Source organism: Kitasatospora sp. NPDC089913, from assembly GCF_044748625.1.
In the GTDB taxonomy this organism is placed as follows: domain Bacteria; phylum Actinomycetota; class Actinomycetes; order Streptomycetales; family Streptomycetaceae; genus Kitasatospora.
Map to the genome: position 1 here is coordinate 307,550 of NZ_JBIVGI010000001.1, position 18,004 is coordinate 325,553.

13 protein-coding genes and 1 riboswitch are annotated in these 18,004 nt (G+C 77.1%); of the genes, 5 read left to right on the forward strand and 8 right to left on the reverse strand.

The window, feature by feature from the left end; translation table 11 throughout:
- Positions 1-72 precede the first annotated feature (72 nt).
- A riboswitch (cobalamin riboswitch) is annotated at positions 73-149 on the reverse strand.
- Positions 150-277: 128 nt separating this feature from the next.
- Positions 278-961 (reverse strand): TetR family transcriptional regulator, encoded by a 684-nt coding sequence (locus ACIPYS_RS01420; protein WP_093862241.1) that lies wholly within the window; start codon positions 959-961, stop codon positions 278-280.
- 233 nt (positions 962-1,194) lie between these two features.
- Here ACIPYS_RS01420 and ACIPYS_RS01425 point away from each other — a divergent pair, with 233 nt between their 5' ends.
- The 3 genes from ACIPYS_RS01425 to ACIPYS_RS01435 all read left to right on the forward strand — a co-directional run bounded on the left by ACIPYS_RS01425 (position 1,195) and on the right by ACIPYS_RS01435 (position 4,498).
- The gene (locus ACIPYS_RS01425) at positions 1,195-2,505 is read left to right on the forward strand and encodes a glycosyltransferase family 4 protein (RefSeq protein WP_093862242.1); all 1,311 of its coding nucleotides are present in this window, start codon (positions 1,195-1,197) and stop codon (positions 2,503-2,505) included.
- A gap of 152 nt (positions 2,506-2,657) precedes the next feature.
- Entirely contained in the window at positions 2,658-3,419 is a 762-nt protein-coding gene (locus ACIPYS_RS01430) for a class I SAM-dependent methyltransferase (RefSeq protein ID WP_045944337.1), read from the forward strand.
- Entirely contained in the window at positions 3,416-4,498 is a 1,083-nt protein-coding gene (locus tag ACIPYS_RS01435) for a prenyltransferase (RefSeq protein WP_093862243.1), read from the forward strand. Before ACIPYS_RS01430 ends, ACIPYS_RS01435 begins: the two co-directional genes overlap by 4 nt.
- 135 nt (positions 4,499-4,633) lie before the next feature.
- Here the strand turns inward: ACIPYS_RS01435 and ACIPYS_RS01440 are convergent, their stop codons facing one another.
- The 4 genes from ACIPYS_RS01440 to ACIPYS_RS01455 form a co-directional block, all read right to left on the reverse strand.
- Positions 4,634-5,584, reverse strand: a complete 951-nt coding sequence (locus ACIPYS_RS01440) for a hypothetical protein (RefSeq protein ID WP_093862244.1) — start codon at positions 5,582-5,584, stop codon at positions 4,634-4,636.
- A 305-nt stretch (positions 5,585-5,889) separates the two neighbouring features.
- The gene (locus ACIPYS_RS01445; protein ID WP_400741762.1) at positions 5,890-6,963 is read right to left on the reverse strand and encodes an N-acetylmuramoyl-L-alanine amidase; all 1,074 of its coding nucleotides are present in this window, start codon (positions 6,961-6,963) and stop codon (positions 5,890-5,892) included.
- Positions 6,964-6,970: 7 nt separating this feature from the next.
- A complete protein-coding gene (locus tag ACIPYS_RS01450) occupies positions 6,971-8,263 on the reverse strand; it encodes a hypothetical protein (RefSeq protein WP_400741765.1) in 1,293 nt (430 codons plus the stop codon).
- Positions 8,264-8,553: 290 nt separating this feature from the next.
- Complete coding sequence (locus ACIPYS_RS01455) at positions 8,554-9,210, reverse strand: class I SAM-dependent methyltransferase (RefSeq protein ID WP_400741768.1); 657 nt, start codon at positions 9,208-9,210, stop codon at positions 8,554-8,556.
- A gap of 289 nt (positions 9,211-9,499) precedes the next feature.
- Here ACIPYS_RS01455 and ACIPYS_RS01460 point away from each other — a divergent pair, with 289 nt between their 5' ends.
- A complete protein-coding gene (locus tag ACIPYS_RS01460; RefSeq protein ID WP_400741771.1) occupies positions 9,500-10,591 on the forward strand; it encodes an alcohol dehydrogenase catalytic domain-containing protein in 1,092 nt (363 codons plus the stop codon).
- 128 nt (positions 10,592-10,719) lie between these two features.
- Here ACIPYS_RS01460 and ACIPYS_RS01465 read toward each other — a convergent pair whose 3' ends face one another.
- Entirely contained in the window at positions 10,720-10,869 is a 150-nt protein-coding gene (locus ACIPYS_RS01465) for a hypothetical protein (RefSeq protein ID WP_159425005.1), read from the reverse strand.
- A 342-nt stretch (positions 10,870-11,211) separates the two neighbouring features.
- On the opposite strand from ACIPYS_RS01465, the gene ACIPYS_RS01470 reads away from it, so the two are divergent.
- Complete coding sequence (locus ACIPYS_RS01470) at positions 11,212-12,276, forward strand: serine/threonine-protein kinase (RefSeq protein ID WP_400741775.1); 1,065 nt, start codon at positions 11,212-11,214, stop codon at positions 12,274-12,276.
- On the opposite strand, the gene ACIPYS_RS01475 is transcribed toward ACIPYS_RS01470, so the two are convergent.
- Together ACIPYS_RS01475 and ACIPYS_RS01480 are read right to left on the reverse strand one after the other, a co-directional pair.
- The gene (locus ACIPYS_RS01475) at positions 12,273-14,279 is read right to left on the reverse strand and encodes an alpha/beta fold hydrolase (protein ID WP_400741778.1); all 2,007 of its coding nucleotides are present in this window, start codon (positions 14,277-14,279) and stop codon (positions 12,273-12,275) included. The genes ACIPYS_RS01470 and ACIPYS_RS01475 overlap by 4 nt on opposite strands.
- The gene (locus ACIPYS_RS01480) at positions 14,270-17,782 is read right to left on the reverse strand and encodes a lanthionine synthetase LanC family protein (protein ID WP_400741781.1); all 3,513 of its coding nucleotides are present in this window, start codon (positions 17,780-17,782) and stop codon (positions 14,270-14,272) included. Before ACIPYS_RS01480 ends, ACIPYS_RS01475 begins: the two co-directional genes overlap by 10 nt.
- Positions 17,783-18,004 lie beyond the last annotated feature (222 nt).

The following is an 18,004-nucleotide window of genomic DNA, read 5'->3' on the forward strand; positions in this document are numbered from 1 at the left end:
GGGCCGGCCGTTCCGTAGACCTCGACGGTGCCGGCGGTGGTCCGCCCGGCATGGGGCCGCTCGCCTCTCCCCGGGTGCTCCGGCTCGCCGGCGGACGGGCGCCGGGCTCACGGTTGCGGGGTCAGCGCCGGATTCGCACCGGCTTTCCCCGGATCAGGAGAAGCGGGATGGAATTGTCCCGTCGACTCTAGCCGCCGGGCCAGGTGCCCGGACGCGGCCGGGGTGAGAACAGGTTCCAGTTCGACGGGCGCTCCGTCGCGCCGCGGCCGGTGCGGCCTCAGGGCAGCTCCAGCAGCCGGGCGGCGGTGTGCAGGTCGGCCCTGACCTCGGCGATCGAGGCGCGGCCGGAGAGCCAGGCGACCAGCGCCGCGTGCCAGGTGTGCTCGATCACCCGGACGGCGGCACGCTGGCTCCCGGTCGGCGGCCCGGACTGCCCGATGGCGTCCAGGATGAGCTGCCCGGTGGCGGCGGAGACCTGGTCCACCTCGGCGCCCACCGAGCGGTCGGCGAAGGAGAGCGCGCGGACCATCGCCTCCGCCAGCAGCGGCTCGCGCTGCAGCGCGTGGAACGCCCGGGTGAGCGTCTCGGCGACCCGCCGCGCCGGTTCGCGCTCCGTCGGCGGGTGCCGGCGGACCTGCTCCTGGAGGCCGCGCAGCTGCTCCAGCATCACCGCGACCAGCAGATGGACCTTCGACGGGAAGTACCGGTAGAGGGTGCCCAGGGCCACCTGGGCGCCCTCCGCGACCTCCCGCATCTGGACCGCGTCGTAGCCGCCGCGGGCCGCCAGCGCGGTCGCGGTCCGCAGGATCCGCCGCCGGCGTTCGGCCTGCCGGGCGGTCAGCGGCGGTGCCGCCGGGGCGGCCGGGAGCGGCGCCGGAGCGGCACCCGGCGAGGGGGCGGCGGAGGGTGCGGACGCCGGCGGTGCGGGCGGTGCGGGCGGCGGTGAGGACGGTGACGGCAAGGACGCTCCCGGGCGCGAGAGTGGTGGGGCTGCTCCGGACGGGCACGGTCGGCCGGGCGTGGCGCCCGGGCGTGGCGCGAATCACCAGCCCTGGATCCTGAGCGGAAGCTACGGGCCGGTATCTTCGAGGTCTCTCATTGTTCACAGGGTCACCGGTGAACTCCACACCACACTGAAACCTGATCTACTTTACCGACCGGCAGCACAGACAGCAGCAGAGATGAGGGCCGACGATGACCGCGCAGCCGCTGCGGATTGCCCTGCTCTCGTACCGCGGCGACCCGTTCTGCGGCGGTCAGGGCGTCTACGTACGGCACCTCTCCCGTGAGCTGGCCCGGCTCGGCCACCACGTGGACGTGATCGGCGCCCAGCCGTACCCCGTCCTGGACGAGGTCGAGGGGCCGGGTTCGGTCCGGCTGGTCGAGCTGCCCAGTCTGGACCTCTACCGCGCCGACGACCCCTTCCGCACCCCGGCGCGCGAGGAGTACCGGGGGGCCGTGGACGTCCTGGAGTACGCCACCATGCGCACCGGCGGCTTCCCCGAGCCGCTGACCTTCTCGCTGCGCGCCCGTCAGTACCTGGCCCGGCACCGCGGCCGCTACGACGTCGTGCACGACAACCAGACGCTCGGCTACGGCCTGCTCGGCCTGGCCCGGCACGGCTTCCCGCTGGTCACCACGATCCACCACCCGATCACGGTGGACCGCCGGGTGGAGCTGGACGCGGCCCCCGGTCGGCTGAAGCGCCTGTCGCTGCGCCGCTGGTACGCCTTCACCCGGATGCAGCGCCGGGTCGCCGCCCGGCTCGAGCACATCATCACCGTCTCCGGCAGCTCCAAGCGGGAGATCGCCGAGCACCTCGGCGCCGCCCCGGACGCCGTCTCGGTGGTGCCGATCGGCGCCGACACCCGGCTGTGGTCCCCGTCGGACGAGGTCGCCCGGGTGCCCGGACGGATCGTCACCACCTCCAGCGCCGACGTGCCGCTCAAGGGCCTGGTGCACCTGGTCGAGGCGCTGGCGAAGGTCCGCACCGAACGGGACGCGCACCTGGTCGTGGTCGGCAAGCCGCAGAAGGAGGACGGTCCGATCGCCCGCGCCGTGCGCGCCTTCGGGCTGGAGCCGCACATCGAGTTCCGGCACGGCCTGACCGACCGGGAACTGGTCGACCTCTACCGCTCGGCCGAGGTGGCCTGCGTGCCGTCGCTGTACGAGGGCTTCTCGCTGCCGGCCGCCGAGGCGATGGCCACCGCGACCCCGCTCGTCGCCACCACCGGCGGCGCGATCCCCGAGGTGGCCGGTCCGGACGGCGAGAGCTGCCTGGCGGTGCCCCCGGGCGACGCGGACGCGCTCGCGACGGCGCTCGGCCGGCTGCTCGACGACCCGGAGCTGCGCGCCGCGCTCGGCGCGGCGGGCCGGGAGCGGGTGCTCGCCCGGTTCACCTGGGAGCGCGCCGCCGAGCTGACGGTCGAGGGCTACCGGGCCGCGATCGCCACCGGCACCGGCCGCCGGGCCCGCTCCGGCCCGGGCTGGCGCTACGTGGCCTGACGGCGTCCGCCGAACGGCCGGGCGGGCGCGGCGGGTGACCGGCGCCCGCACCCGCGGCCGCGCCGGACGGTGCCCCCGGCCGCCGTCCGTCCCCGCGATTTCTCTGACTCGGCGTCAGGAACCCTTTGGTACCGAAGGAATGGGAGTCCGCAGTGCTGACCGTTGATTTCTCGCGCTTCCCGCTCGCCCCCGGCGACCGGGTGCTCGACCTGGGCTGCGGCGGGGGACGGCACGCGTTCGAGTGCTACCGGCGCGGGGCCGACGTGGTCGCCCTCGACCAGAACGCCGAGGAGATCGCCGAGGTCAGGAAGTGGTTCGCCGCCATGGAGCAGGCCGGCGAGGCACCGGAGGGCGCGTCCGCGGTCGCCATGGAGGGCAACGCGCTCGCGCTGCCGTTCGAGGACGAGCACTTCGACCGGATCATCATCTCCGAGGTGATGGAGCACATCCCGGACGACAAGGGCGTGCTCAACGAGATGTTCCGGGTGCTCAAGCCCGGCGGACTGCTCGCCGTCACCGTGCCGCGCTGGCTGCCCGAGAAGATCTGCTGGGCGCTCTCCGACGAGTACCACGAGGTCGAGGGCGGCCACATCCGGATCTACCGGGGCGACGAACTGCTCGACAAGCTCAAGGACGCCGGCCTGGAGCCCTACGGCACCCACCACGCCCACGCGCTGCACTCCCCGTACTGGTGGATCAAGTGCGCCGTCGGCGTCGACAACGACAAGTCGCTGCCGGTGAAGGCGTACCACCAGCTGCTGGTCTGGGACATCGTCGGCACCCCGGTGATCAGCACCCTCACCAAGGCCGCCGAGCGGGCGCTCAACCCGGTCATCGGCAAGAGCTTCGTCGCCTACGCCACCAAGCCCCACCGGGCCGGTCGCGGGGCCGAGGGCGCGGGCGGGGCGGAGTGACCGCCGCCGTTCCCGAGGTCCTGCTGCTGGACGGCGTGCTCGACGCCGAGCAGGCCGCCGGCACCGTCCGCAGCATCCTCGCCGAGCAGCAGCCCGACGGTGCCATACCGTGGTTCCGCGGCCACCACCTCGACCCGTGGGACCACACCGAGGCGGCGATGGCGCTGGACACGGCCGGCGAGCACGCCGCCGCCGAGGCCGCCTACCGCTGGCTGGCGAAGCACCAGAACCCGGACGGCTCCTGGTACGCCGGCTACGCCTACGGGAAGCCGGGGCTCGCCGACGGCGAGGTCTGCGACCCGGCCAAGGAGACCAACTTCTGCGCCTACCTGGCGGTCGGCGTCTGGCACCACCACCTCTCCACCGGTGACGACACCTTCCTGGAGTGGATCTGGCCGACCGTCCGGCGCGCGCTGGACTTCATCGTCGCCCAGCGGCTGCCCGGCGGCCCGATCGCCTGGCGGGTCGACGAGGACGGCCGGGCCACCGACGAGGCGCTGCTCACCGGCTCCTCCAGCATCCTGCACGCGCTGCGCTGCGGGCTGGCCGTCGCGGACTACCTGGACGAGCCGCAGCCCGACTGGGAGCTCGCGGCCGGCCGGCTGCGGCACGCCGTCACCCACCACCCCGAGCGGTTCCTCGACAAGGACCGCTACTCGATGGACTGGTACTACCCGGTGCTCGGCACCGCGCTGCGCGGCCCGGCGGCGCAGGCCCGGATCGCCCGGGACTGGGACCGCTTCGTCGTCCCCGGCCTGGGCGTGCGCTGCGTCAGCGACCGCCCCTGGGTGACCGGCGGCGAGAGCGCCGAGCTGGCGATGGCGCTCTGGGCGATCGGCGAGTCCGACCGCGCGGTGGACATCCTGCGCTGGATCCAGAAGCACCTGCGGCACCCCGACGGCTCCTACTGGACGGGGTACGTGTTCGAGGACGACGCGATCTGGCCGGAGGAGCGCACCACCTGGACGGCGGGGGCGCTGCTGCTGGCGGTCGCGGCGCTCGGGGGCGACCCGGCGACGGTGGCGGTGTTCGGCGGCGAGGAACTGCCGGCCGGTCTGGTGGTCCAGGACTGCTGCTGAGCGGGCGCCGGGCTGTCGCACCCGAGGTGCCCGCGGTCCGGCGGTGCCCGCGGTTCGGCGGAGGGGCGGTACGGCGAAGGGGCGGTACCGGAGAAATCCGGTCCCGCCCCTTCGCCGTACGGGGTGCCGCGCGGGTCAGCCGCGCTGGATGCCCGAGGTGTCGGCCAGCACGCCCTGGGTGCCGTCCTGGAGCTGGGCGACCAGCGCGGCGCCGCGCTGCTCGACCGCCAGGTACCAGGTGCCGGGGACCAGTTCGCCGACCGGGCCGCCGGCCGGGTTGTCCTTCGGGGCCAGCTGGCGCGGCGCCGGGACGGCGAACCAGAACGGCGCGAAGTCCGCCGCCGGGGCGGGCTGCGGCTGGGCGGCCTGCTGGGCGGAGGCCTGACGGGCGGCCTCGGCCTCGGCGGCGTGCGCGGCCGGGGCCTGCTGGGCGGCGAGGTCGTGCGGCTGGCCCGCGACCGGCTGGCCGGCCTGCGGGGACGGGTAGCCGTAGCCGCCGGGCTGGCCGCCGAAGGCCGGGGACTGCGCCTGGCTCGGGTCGACGCCCGGGCCCGGGTAGCCGTACTGGCCGGGCTGACCGGGCTGGCCCTGGGCGGGGTAGCCGCCGGCCGGGAACGCGGCCGGCGTGGCCGGCCTGTCGGTGACCAGCGGGGTCTTGAGCACCGGGATCAGCTGGCCGCCGGCGGAGGCGCCGGTCAGCACGATCAGCGCGATGACGGCCAGCCAGGCACCGATGCCGTGGCCGATGCCCTCCAGGCCGCCGCCGAGCGCCCACAGCGAGGTCCAGAGCGCGGCCACCGAGAAGGCGATGCCCCACTGGTCCAGGCGCAGGCCGAGGATCTGACGGGTCGCGGCCGCCTGGCCCTGGAAGCGCTGCACCAGGATCAGGGCGGCGGCCAGGATGCCGAGCAGGAAGACCGAGGGCAGCACGGGGAACAGGACACTGTCCCAGGCGTTCGTCGAGGTGTCGCCGCAGTACTTGCCCTTGCACTCGACGGTCCAGTACGGCAGGAAGGAGGCGATGAAGAGCAGGACGGCCGCACCTGCGACGGCGGCGTCTCCCTTGGTGAGAGCGCGCAGATTCACTAACGTTCCCCTCGTTGGTGTGTCGTGGTCGGCGGTTTTCGGTTCGGCGCTCGGCCGATGTGGTTCCGGCGCCCGTCCGGTCGGCTGACCGGCGGGAAAACCCCGAACGGACCAGAAGCCTAGGGCCAACGGCCTCGCGGATGCACAGCGGGCTCGGGAACGGGGCGAAGTCGTTGCAAATCGCGCGCTTCCGGCCCCGGCCCGTCCACCGGCCCGTCCATCGTTCCAGTGCCCGGTCCGCCGCCCCGTCAACCGGGCCGGTGGGCGGGCGCCCGGGCCGCCGGACGGGGGCTCCCGCCGGGGTCCTACCGGGTGGTCAGGAACGAGGTCAGCGCGTCGGCGATCCCCTGGGCGGCCTGCTGGCGCCACTGAGGGTCCGTCATCCGGCGGGCGTCGGCCGGGTTGCGCATGTTACCGCACTCGATGAACACCTTGGGGACGGTCGAGAGATTCAGTCCGCCGAGGTCCGAACGGGTGTCCAGGCCCTTGCTCGCGACGTAGTCGGCGTAGGGCTCGCCGGTGGCCGCGTGGAAGCTGTCGCGCAGCAACAGGCCCAGCCGGTGCGAGGGGTCGACGATCGCCGCGGTGTCGGCCTTCCCGGCGACCACCTTGGCGGGCATGATCACGTGGAATCCGCTGCCGTTCGCCGGCCCGCCGTCGCCGTGCACCGAGACCGCGGCGTCGGCGTGGGCGGCGTTGCCGATCCGGGCACGCTCGTCGATGCACGGCCCCCACGGCCGGTCGCCGTCGTGCGCCAGCACCACGGTGGCGCCGCGGGCGGCGAGGATCGCCCGGGCGCGGTGGACCACGTCGAGGGAGTACTCGGCCTCGCTGTAGCCGCTGTTGGTGCTGGTGCCGGTGGTGTCGCACTCCTTGCGGGCGTTGCCGATGTCGACCTTGCGGTTGATCTCGGCGGTGTGGGCGGAGTTGCCGGTGTTGTGGCCCGGGTCGAGGAGGACGGTGCGGCCCGCGAGCGCGGTGGAGGTGGCGACCGGGAGCGGGACGGCGGGGTCGGCGGTGCCGGTGGGAGCGGCGCCGGGCGCCGGGGTGCCGGTGGGCGCGGCGCCGGTTCCCGCCCCGCCGGGCGGTGCCGCGGCGGGGGTGCCGGTGCCGGCGGCCGCGACGGCGGGGACGCTCCGGTCGGGGCTGCCGACGGTCCGCCAGCCGAGCCAGCCGGCCAGGCCGAGCGGCGCCAGCACGGCGATCGCGGTCACGGCGCGCAACGGCGCCGAGCGGCGCGGGCGGCGGTCCCGGCCGGGGGCGGCGCCGGCACGCCCGGTGGCGGCACGGTCGGGAGCGGTGCCGCCGGGGTCGGTGCCGCCGGGGTCGGTGCCGTCGGGTTCGGTGGGGCCGGCCGTCCGGCGGGTGGTGCGAGTCACGGGTGGTTCAGATCCGGTCCTGGGTGCGGGGGGTGAGTCCGAACTGGTCGGCGATCGCCTTCCACTTCGTGACGAAGTCCTTCTTCGCCTGGGTGGCCTGCGGGTTGAGCTCGTCGGCGCGCTTCTTGTCGGCGGTGTTCGGGGCGCTGCCCGTGCAGCCCTGGGAGGCGACCGTCCGGGCCCAGCTCGCGTACGCCCGGTCGATGTCGGCGGACAACTGCCAGGCGGACTTCAGCGACTGCACCGCGTCCGGGCCGCCGGGCAGGTCGGTGACGCTCAGCTGGGCGAGCTTGGCCAGCAGTTGGTCGCGCTGCTTGGCACCGCTGTCGAACACCTGGGCGGCGGACTCGATGTCGGGCTTGGTCGGGCAGCTGTTCACCTTGGCGACGGCGTTGCCGATCGGGGCCTTGGCGCTCTCGCCCTGGGTGAGCAGTTCGTCCAGGGCCTTGGCCTGGGTGGGCGCGTTGGCACCGGCGGCGGTCGGGGAGGCGGACGGGCCGGTGCTCGCCGCGGGGTCGGGCGCGGTCGGGGTCGGGTCGGCGCCGGTGGGGGCCGGGGCGGGCTGGGGGTTCCCGGTGCCGGAGGCGGCGCCGGTCGCGGTGGCGGAGGGGGTCGCGGAGCCGGCCTGGTCGGTGCCCGGGTCCTTGTCCTTCACCGCCCAGAGGATGCCGCCGCCGAGGGCCAGCACGAACAGCAGGGCGAAGGCGATGAGCAGGGGAGCGCGCTTGTTGCCGGGGCCCTCGTCGTCGTCCTCGTAGCCGGTCGGGTAGTCGTGCCCGGCGTACTCGTGCTGCGGGTACTCGTGCTGGGGGTGCTCGTACTGCTGCGGGTACTCGTTCCCGGGGTGCTCGGGCCGGGCGTACCCGGGCTGGGCGTGGCCCTGCTGGGCGGGGTCGTACGGCGGCCGGCCGGGCGCCCCGTACGGGGCCCGGCCGGAGGGGGCCGCCTGGCCGTACCCGGGCCGCGGCTGGGCCTGCGGCGGGTACGGCGGCTGCTGGGCGGGCCGGGGCGGGCCGTAGGGGGCCTGCTGCTGCGGCGCGCTCCGGGGCGGGAAGGCGCCGGGCGCGTCGGGGCGCGGCGGCACCGGCTGCGGAATGAGGGCGGTCGGGGCGTCCTCGTCGTACGGTCCGGCCTGCGGCGGTCCGGCGGGGGACGCCGGGGGCGGGCCGGGGGCGGCCGGCGGGGCGGTCGGCGGCGCGCCCGGGGCGGAGGGCTGCTGCGGACCGCGCACCCAGCCGCCCGCACCGCCGCGGGCGGTCGGGTCCCAGACCGCCGGAGCGGTGTTCTGCTGGTCCGTCATCTGTCCCTGGCCCCCACGGTCTGCCCGGGCCTGCTCCGCCCGGGTGCTCTGCTGGTGTCGTGCGGCCGCGCCGCGGTCGCGGGCGTCCGCGACCGCGCGGACACCGTACCGTTCGCGCCCCGCACCCGGCAGCCCCGGCACGACGTTAGAGCATCCGTGATCGCCCGTGGGGCGGGTCGGCCGATTCCGGACACCCCGCGCGGCGTCCGGACGGCGCTGCCCCGCGGAGTGCCCGCGGAGTGCCCGACGCGGCGTGCGCGGCGGGCCGGACGGCGGTCCCGACCCGCGGGTCAGCCGGTGGCGGCGCGGCGCAGGACGCGCAGCGAACCGGTCACCGAGACCTCCTCGAAGCCCTCCGCGAGCGCCCGCAGGTACACGCGGTAGGGCGCCTGGCCGCCGTCGGCCGGGTCGGGGAAGACGTCGTGGACGACCAGCAGGCCCTCGGGCGCCAGGTGCGGTGCCCAGCCCTCGTAGTCGGCGGTGGCGTGCTCGTCGGTGTGGCCGCCGTCGATGAAGACCAGGGCCAGCCCGCCGCCCCACACCGCCGCGATCCGGGGCGAGCGGCCGACCAGGGCGATCACGTGGTCCTCCAGGCCGGCCGCGTGCAGGGTGCGGCGGAACCGGGGGAGGGTGTCCATCCGGCCGACCTCCGGGTCGACCAGGGTCGGGTCGTGGTACTCCCAGCCGGGCTGCTGCTCCTCGGAGCCGCGGTGGTGGTCGACGGTCAGCGCCACGGTGCCGGTCTCCCGGGCGGCCTCGGCCAGCAGGATCGCCGAGCGGCCGCAGTAGGTGCCGATCTCCAGCACCGGCAGGCCGGTGCGGCGGGCCGCGGTCACGGCGGCGGCGTAGAGCGCGAGGCCCTCGTCGACGGGCATGAACCCGGTCGCGCCCTCGAACGCGGCCAGCACCTCGGGCCGGGGGTGCGCGGTCTGCGGGAGGTCGGACATGGTGCTGCTCCTCGGCGGGGGTGGTCCGGTGGGGTCCGGTGGTGCTGCTCGCCGTCGGACCCTACTCGACGGTACGCCGCGGGCCCCAACGCCCGTCCCCGACCCCGGGCCCGCCCCGGGCCCGACAAACGGCCGGTCCGGCCCGGTGGCCGGCGCGGGCGCTGTCCGGGCGCGCGGTGGAATGGAACGTGTTCTACTCGGCCCGGGCGCGGCGTGCCAGAATCGGGCCGACCGACGATCCGCGGATCCGACGATCCGCGGATCCGCGACGGACCCCCGGGAGCAGCCCATGCGTGCCGCCGTTCTGCACAGGACCGGTCAGGAGACGCTCGACGTCCGCGACGACGTCGAGGCGGTCGGCTTCGGTCCGGGCAGGGTGAGGATCAGGCTGCGGGCCGCGAGCCTCTGCCACTCCGACCTGTCGGCGATGAGCGGCGTGCTGCCCCAGCCCGCGCCGTTCGTCCCCGGGCACGAGGGCGCCGGCGACGTCGTCGAGGTCGGCGAGGGGGTGACGGGGGTCGCCGTCGGCGACCGGGTGTTGCTCAGCTGGATCGCGCCGTGCGGCCGCTGCGCGCACTGCGAGCGCGGGCGCTCCCACCTCTGCGTGGCCGGCCTGCGACGACTCGGCGCCCCGGGCTTCCGCTTCGGCGGGGACGGGACCGGCGCGGTGGAGGCGTCCGGCTTCTACGGCACCGGCACCTTCGCCGAGGAGGTGGTGGTGGACCGCGACGCGGTGGTCCCGGTGCCCGCCGACCTCCCGTACGAACTGGCCGCGCTGATCGGCTGCGGCGTGACCACCGGTATCGGCGCGGCCGTCCACACCGCCCGGGTCGAGCCCGGCGCGTCGGTCGCGGTGATCGGCGCCGGCGGGGTGGGCGTCGCCGCGGTCCAGGGCGCCCGGGTCTGCGGCGCGGGCCGGATCGCGGTGGTCGACCCGGTGGTGTCCCGCCGGGAGCGGGCGCTCGCCTTCGGCGCGACCGAGGCGCTCGCCCCGGAGGAGCTCAGGGCGGCGGCGAAGGGCCTGCCGGGCGGCGGGTTCGACTACGTCTTCGAGGCGGTCGGCCGCTCGGCCACCGTCCGGGCGGCCTACGACGCGGCCCGGCGCGGCGGTGCCGTGGTGGTGATCGGCGCCGGGGCGCAGGACGACCAGGTCCGGTTCGGCATGGGGGAGCTGTTCTTCAACGAGAAGCGGCTGCTGCCCTCGCTGTACGGCGGGGCCCCGCTGTCGCACACCGTCGCGCTGGTGGTGGAGCTGTGGCGGGCCGGGCGGATCGACCTCGCGGGGATGGTCACCCATCGGGTCGCGCTGGCGGAGGTCAACGAGGCGCTGGCGCAGATGCGCGGCGGCGAGGCGTTGCGGACCGTGGTGCTGCCGGGCTGAGGGCCGGGGCCGGGGGCCGACGGCTCGGGCTGACGGCCGGGGGTACGACGGCCGGGGGTGCGACGGCCGGTCCGGGCGGTGGGTCGGGCCGGGCGCGCACGCACCGGGCCGGACCCACCGCGACCGGGTCAGGCCAGGTCGGCCGAGGCCGCGCGGTGGCGGCCGTGCGGGTCCGCCTCGGGGCTGTCGTCGGCGGCGGAGCGGCCGCGGTGGCGACCGGCCGCCGCGGTGTCCTCGGCCGTGGTCTCGTCGGTGTCGGTGAGGGTGTCGGAGATCAAGATCGTCTGTCCGTGCTTCCGTGCGAGGGTACGGGTCGTCCGGCCTCCGGCCGGTCCCGTGAGGAAGCGGCCGGGGCGCGGCCGCCACCCTAACCGCCGGGGTGTGCGGGGTCCTACCGGGATCACGGCGCCCCGTCCCCCGGACCGCCCGGCCCCGGACCGCCCGACGGTTCGTGCGCCCCACCCGCCGGCGCGGCCCGCCCCCCGGCCGGACCGGACACTCGACCGGTGCTCCCGGCGGCGCATTCCGCTCCCGCCGGGCAGGCGGATCCGGGATACTCCGCGCAGGGGCCGCGGCACGGGGACGCGGCGGCCCGGGGACCAGCGAGGGCGGGGGGCTGGATGGAGCCGGTGCTGCTGGTGGCGGTCGCGATCGTCGTGACGCTGATCGTGCTGGTCACGTCGACCGCGCGTCGGCGGGCCCGGCGACGCGCGGTCGAACGGAATCCCGGTGGCCCGCCCGTGACGCCGGGCGGGACCGGCGGTGGGTTGCCCGGTGGTGCGCCGCCCGTCCACCGGGCGCCTTCGCCGCCGGCCGACGCGTACCCCCCGACCGTCCCCGCGCAGGGCGACCTCGGCCGGCTCGGCCGCTTCCGCCTGACCGGCGAGCTGGGCCGGGGTGGCATGGGAACGGTCTACCTGGGCCTGACTCCCGGCGGCCGCCCGGTCGCCGTGAAGGCCGTGAACCCGGAGCTCGCCGCCGACCCGGCCTTCCGGCGCCGCTTCGCCCGCGAGATCGAGGCCGCGCGCAGGGTCGGCGGTTTCCACACCGCGCCCGTGGTCGACGCGGATCCCTACGGCAGCCCGCCCTGGCTGGCCACCGAGTACATCCCCGGCCCGTCGCTGCAGGAGGTCCTCCGTCGGCACGGCCCGGTCCCGGGGCGCACGCTGCACGCGCTCGCGGCCGGGATCGCCGAGGCCCTGGAGGAGATCCACCGCTGCGGGGTGATCCACCGCGACCTCAAGCCGGGCAACGTCATCGTCTCCGGCACCGGCCCGCGGCTCATCGACTTCGGCATCGCCCGGGCCGCCGACGACACCCGGCTCACCTCGACCGGATTCGTCGTCGGTACGGCCGGCTTCGTCGCCCCGGAACAGCTCTCGGGCGCGCCGGTGACCCCCGCCGTCGACCTGTACGCGTTCGGCATGGTGCTGTGCCACGCCGGTGGCGCCGCTCCGTTCGCCCCGGGTGTGCCGCTGGAATCCGCCCTGGGCCTGCTTCCCGCCCAGCTGGCGGCGGTCGTGCTCCGGTGCCTGGACCACGACCCCGGGCGCCGGCCCACCGCGTCCGACGTCCTGCGACAGCTCTCCGGCCACCGGATCGAGAACGACGACTGGCTGCCGCCACCGGTACAAACGATGGTCGAGCGGTACCAGCGGCCGGGGGCCCAGGGGCCCAACCCCTAGCCCGGGCGGCCGGTGCGCAGGAACCCGGCGAGCAGCTCGTGCAGTACCGCGCCGCCCTCCTCGGCCAGCACCTCGTGCCCGGCTCCCGCCGCCTCGACGTAGCGGAAGTCGGCGCCCTCGGTGCGCCCGATCCGCAGCAACTCGTGCCGCAGCGAACGGGACTGGCTCACCGGCACCACCTCGTCCCGGTCGCCGTGCACGACCAGGAGCGGCACGCCGATCCGGTGTGCGAGCTGGAGCACGTCGCGCGGTCCGCGGGCGTCCGCGATCGGATCCCCGCCGCCCAGCCGGGTGGTCAGCGCCCGGACCGGGTCGGAGGCTTCGGCGAGCAGCCGGGCGCCGGACAGGAACGGCGCGACCACCGCGCAGCGCGCCACCTGATCGGCCGGCGCGTGGGCCGCCGCCAGCAGGGCGAGGAAGGCGCCGTAGCTGACCCCGAACAGGGCCGGCGGTTCCAGGCCGAGCGCGGCCCGCTGGCCGGCGATGCCCTCCAGCAGGTGCAGGACGTCGTCGAGATCGGGCCCGCCCCAGGCGCCCCGGATCGCCAGCGCGTGCGCGACCCCGTAGCCCGTGGAGCCGCGCTGGTTCGGGGCGAGCACGGCCAGGCCCTCGCCGGCCATCCGCTGCAGCGCCGGGTCGAACTCCAGCCGCCAGGCGTCCGCCGGGCCGCCGTGCAGGGCCAGCACCAGCTGGGGGCTGCTCAGCCAGGCATCCCCGCCGTACACCACCGCCTCCAACGGGCCTGCCGGGCCCGAGAGTTCGAGGCTCTGGGCGGGGTGCCAGCGGCCGCCGTCGCCCGGCTCGGCGGAACCGTCCAGCCGCCAGCCGCGCGGCGTCGTACCGGGGCGGCTCCGGGTGACGCCGGGCTGCCAGGGCAGCACGGTGTCCCGCCACGGCCCGGGCAACCCTGAGCCGAGCGGGGCCAGTTGGAGCGGCAGCGGCACCGGCCCCGAGGTGCTGGCGACCGGTCCCTGGGTCAGCAGCGCGTCCACGTCCAGGGTGGCGAGCGCGGCCGGGTGGTCCGGCGCCGAGTACGGCAGCCGCAGCCCCTCCGCCGACCAGTGGCCGACCGCGCCGAGCCGTCCGGGCGGGACCGGCAACGGGTCCAGCCGGCCCAGGGCGGGCCGCCACAGGGCGAGCGAGCAGCCCGCGCCGTGGTCGAGCTGCACGGCGACCCGTGGTCCGTCGGCCGCCGGACACAGGGCGACCGGCCGCAGGAACATGCCCGCGACGTGCAGGGCCTCCGGGAACCGCAGCGGCTCGCCGCCGCCCGGCACGCCCCAGCCGATCCGGTCGGTGCCGGGCGCGTCGCTGCGCACCATCGCGAACCGGCTGTCCGGGTCGAACAGCAGCAGCCGGTCGTTGCTGCGCTCGCCGATCTCCAGCAGCGGGGTGACGGTGCCGGTGCGCAGGTCGAGCACCACGGTGCGGACCAGGCCGTCGCCCACCCGGTCGAGGGCCAGCAGCGCTCCGGCGCGGTCCAGCCAGATGCCACCGCCGTGCAGGCCCGGGATCTCGGCGATCCGGTGCGGCGCCGAACCGTCGGCCCGGACCAGCCAGACCGTGGTGCCCGGCCGGGTGTCGCTGCCCAGGGCGAGGGCGACCGGGGCGTGGGGGCCCGACGCCGCGCCCCCCGGGAGCGGCAGGAGCCGGAGGCCGGGCATCCGCAGGGTGGTCAGCGGTCGTTCGGCGGTGACGGCCCTGCCGTACTGGTCGGTGGCGGCGGAGAGCGTCACCAGGTCGTGCCGGTCGCCGTCGGCACGGCGGACCAGCACCGAGCCGTCCGGCAGGGCGACCAGCTGCGAGCGGAGGTCCTCGGAGCGGTGGCCGGGCAGCGGGAGACCGGTCGGCCGGGCGGGGCCCCGGGCGGGGAGGTGCCAGCTCTCGGCGTACCAGCCGCCGTCGGCGGCGGAGGCCAGGCAGGCGGCGTGGCTGCCGTCGGCGGAGAAGGTGAAGCCGAGCCGGCGCAGGGCCTGGGTCCCGGCCCGGGTGGTCACGTCCATGAATCCACCTGCCCGGCGGGATCGGGATCGGGGCCGGTCCGCCCGGACGGTGCGCCCGGTGCGTCGGACGGTGTACCCGATGCGTCGGACGGCGTACCGAGCGGTGCGCCGAACGGGACCGGGTCCACCCAGAGCCGCGGACCGCCGTGCCGCAGCCGCAGCAGGAAGGCCAGCGCCCCCGCCGTCCCGGTGCCGTACGCGGGTGCGCACCCGGTCCCGGTCTCGTCCGGCAGGGCCAGCAGCCCGTCGCGCAGCGCCGCGCGGGCGGCGATCAGCAGGCCCGACTCGACGGCCGCGGCGCGGAACCCCGGATCGCCGGTCGCCCCGGCGAGGTCGAGCAGGAACTCCCCGTCCCCGGCCAGGCCGTGGCAGGCGCAGACACCGCTGTGCCAGCGCCCCGCGGTGACCGCCCGCCCGGCGGCCAGGGCCAGTCGGCGCGCCTCGGCGTCGCCGGTGGCGCGCCACAGCCGCAGCAGGAAGCTGCCGGCGCCGGAGGAGCCGTTGCACCAGTGGGTCAGGCGGACGTGCGCGGGGTCGTCGGCGCTCCGCGGCCACCGGGCGGCGGGGGAGCCGTCGTCGTCGGCCCGCCCCGGCGCGGCCGACGGGTCGAGGCGGACGGTGGCGGCGAGGGTGCGGCCGGCCTCGACGGCGCCGGCGAGCAGCGCGCCGTCCCCGGTGGCCCCGGCCGCCGCCAGCAGGAAGGCGCCGACACCCGCGACCCCGTGGGCGAATCCGAGACGGGTGATCCCGGCGAGCGCGGAGTCGAAGTCCTGCGGCACCGGCCACACCGCGCCGTAGGGTGCCTGCCGTGCCGCGGCGAGGAGGCCGTGGCCGCACCGCGACGCCCGGGCGAGGAACTCCGCCGCCCCGGCCGTCCCGGCGTCGGCGGCGGATCCCGGCAGCTCCTCGGCGGCGCAGCGGAGTTGCAGGAAGCCGGCGCCGGCCGCGCCGTGGCTGACGTCCGGGTTCGGCCACTCGACGGCTATCCGCGCGGCCAGCCCGGCCGCTCGCCCCGCGAGGGCCCGGTCGTCCAGGGCACGGGCGGCGTCCAGCAGGGCCCAGGCGGCGCCGGAGCGTCCGAAGTGCAGTCCGGGCAGGACCACCGGTTCGGCGGCGCAGCGGCGCTCGATCCAGTCGGCGGCGGTCCGGGCGGTGGCGCGGGCGGTGGCCCGGACGTCCTCCGGCAGCCCGGCGGTCGCGGCCGCGCGGGCGAGGACGGCCAGGACGCCGGCCGCGCCGTGCTGGACGTTGCAGGGGTCCGCGCGTTCGCCGGCCGGCACCACGGGCCACAGCCGGTCCCGGCGCGAGGGTGTGGCGGTGGCGGCGATGTGCCGGAGGCCGTCGTGCAGCACCCGGTCGAGGACGGCGGTGTCGCTCCGGGCGGTGTCGCTCCGGGCGGGGGTGCGGCCGTGGCCGCGGGGGCGCCCGTCGGCGCGGGTGGCGGCGGCCGGACCGGGCCCCGGCCGGTCCGGGGGAGCAGTGGCGGGTTCGGTGTGCCAGAAGGCCCCGGCCGTCCCGGTCCGACCGCCGGTCCCGGTCCCGGTCGGGAGGCTGTCGTCGTCGGCCCCGGTCGGGCCGGTTCCGGCGAGGCGATCGGCCTCCCGCACCGGCACCGGGCGGTCCGGGCCGGCCGGGCGGGCGGGCGAGGAGAGGGCGGGCGGTGAGGGGGCGCTCCCGTCGGCCGCGAGGGACTCCCGGACCAGGGCGGGGTGCCACCGGTGGCGCGGGTCCTCGGCGCGCAGGCCGAGGACGGCCGGAGCCAGTCGGCGCGCGGTGGTGCCGCAGCGGGCGGCGAGGGCGAGCCAGCGGCCGAGCCGCTCGGTGACCGGGCGGGCGTGCGGCAGGTCCTCGGGCAGCAGCGGGTCGTGGCCGGTGGCGAGCAGGAAGAACAGCCCGCCCAGCGCGTAGAGGTCCGCCTCCGGCTCGGCGGTGCGGGTGCCGTCGCCGCCGCGCCCCGCCGTCAGGCCGGCGAACCCGCCGCCGCGTCGCGCCGCCACCGGGGCCCCGGCGGCGGGGACCAGGGCGAGCCGCCCCGGTCCCTGCTCGGGGGCACGGTAGCCGGGCACGCCGGACGATCCGGCGGGGCTGCCGGCCTCGGCGGCCAGCTCCAGGTCCACCAGCCGCAGCGAGCCGTCCGGCTGGACGAGCACATGGCCGGGGGAGAGGTCGCGCAGCACCAGCCCCTGTTCGTGCACCCGCTCGACGAGGTCGAGCAGGATGTGGGCCATCGGTCCTGCCTCGGCCCAGTCGACGTCGGGGCTGCCGTCGCGGCGCAGCCGGGCCGCGACCCAGCTGCCGAGCGGCTGTCCGGCGATTCGTTCCTGCACCAGGAAGAGCGAGTCGTCCTGTTCGACGAGTTCGACCGGTCTCGGGGCCAGCCCCAGGCCCTCCAGCCGGGCGAGCAGCGCGGCCTCGTGCCGCAGGGCGGCGCGCGCGTCCGTGCCGGCCGGGTCCATCTCGATGTGCGCGCGGGCCTGTTTGACCACGACCTCGTCACCGCCGTCGGTGTCGCGGCCCAGGAAGACGCCGCCCTTGGCGCCGTTCCGGATCGCCCCCGTGACCACGTAGCGTCCGGCGAGCAGGACCCCGCCGCTGCCGCGCCGCCGGGGCGCGGGCCGGCCGACGCCCGGTCGGTACCCGGCACCAGCACCAGTACCGGGACCGGGTACCGACCGGGCGTCGGTGGCGCCGGGCGAGCCGGGCGGGGTCGGGCCGAAGGGGGCCGGTCCGGGGGAGGCCCGCGGTCCGTCGAACGCCCGCGGTCCGTCGGTGGCCAGCGGATCCCGGGCCCACGGCGGGATCCGGTACGAGGCCCCCCGCACGTCCTCGACCCGCTCGCCGTCCGGCCCGCGCAGCATCGACCGGTAGCCGCCGTCGTTGCCCAGCTCGGCCCGGGCCGCGATGGCGCCGTACCGGTAGTGGACCAGGCTGCCGGGCCGGTACGGGCGGTCGGAGAGCACCGCGGGTCCGGGCAGGCCGTCGGTGGCGCGGTGCAGCGCGGCGGCCAGCCGCCGGAACTGCGGTTCGCCGACCGGGTAGACGGTGATGAACTTGCCGGCCGAACCCTGTTCGCTGTGACGCGAGTTGAGCTCGTGCAGCTGGGCCGGGCCGGTCGCGAACCGGAACGCGCAGGGGTCCTCGGCGAGTACTTCGGTGACGGCCGCGAGCACCGCGCCCCCGACCGTCGAGGCGGCGCTGACGTGGAGCTTCCAGCCCTCGTCGGGGAGTTCGCCCGGCGTCGGTCTGGCGGTGGACCAGAAGCCTTCGACGTCCACCCGCCAGCCGACCCGCCGGTCCTGCCCGTCCCGCCGGTCCTGCCCGTCGGCGTGCCGGTCCGGTCCGTCGGCCCGACGACTCCCGGCGGCGAGGGCGCTCCGCGTCATCCCGGGCCACCGGCCGCCGTCGGGGTCGGGACCGTCGCCCGTCGGCCGGTCCTCCGCCGGTGCGCCGTCGTCCACCGGGTCCGTGCCACCGGCCGTCCGCAGCGATGTGTCCGCCCGCATCCGCCACCACATCCCTTCGTCGGCTGCCGACGCGCCGGTCCCGGTGCCCGCTCGGGCACCGGGACCGGCGGCCACGGCCTGAAATCGGTTCCTCGGAAGGCCCGGGGTCCGGCGCCCCGGCGGTGGTCCGCACCGCCCCGGCCGCATCCGCCCGGTTCCGGGCGTCCGGCCCGTTCCGCGCGCCGGGGGAAGCACCTGCGGAAGCGCCTGCGGCCGGTCACC

What these genes read in the sequence shown, in the direction of transcription:
- ACIPYS_RS01470 (WP_400741775.1), top strand. Translation starts at nt 11,212, where the DNA reads ATGGAGCCGGTGCTGCTGGTGGCGGTCGCGATCGTCGTGACGCTGATC.
- ACIPYS_RS01460 (WP_400741771.1), top strand. Translation starts at nt 9,500, where the DNA reads ATGCGTGCCGCCGTTCTGCACAGGACCGGTCAGGAGACGCTCGACGTC.
- ACIPYS_RS01450 (WP_400741765.1), bottom strand. Translation starts at nt 8,263, where the DNA reads ATGACGGACCAGCAGAACACCGCTCCGGCGGTCTGGGACCCGACCGCC.
- ACIPYS_RS01455 (WP_400741768.1), bottom strand. Translation starts at nt 9,210, where the DNA reads ATGTCCGACCTCCCGCAGACCGCGCACCCCCGGCCCGAGGTGCTGGCC.
- ACIPYS_RS01425 (WP_093862242.1), top strand. Translation starts at nt 1,195, where the DNA reads ATGACCGCGCAGCCGCTGCGGATTGCCCTGCTCTCGTACCGCGGCGAC.
- ACIPYS_RS01480 (WP_400741781.1), bottom strand. Translation starts at nt 17,782, where the DNA reads ATGCGGGCGGACACATCGCTGCGGACGGCCGGTGGCACGGACCCGGTG.
- ACIPYS_RS01475 (WP_400741778.1), bottom strand. Translation starts at nt 14,279, where the DNA reads ATGGACGTGACCACCCGGGCCGGGACCCAGGCCCTGCGCCGGCTCGGC.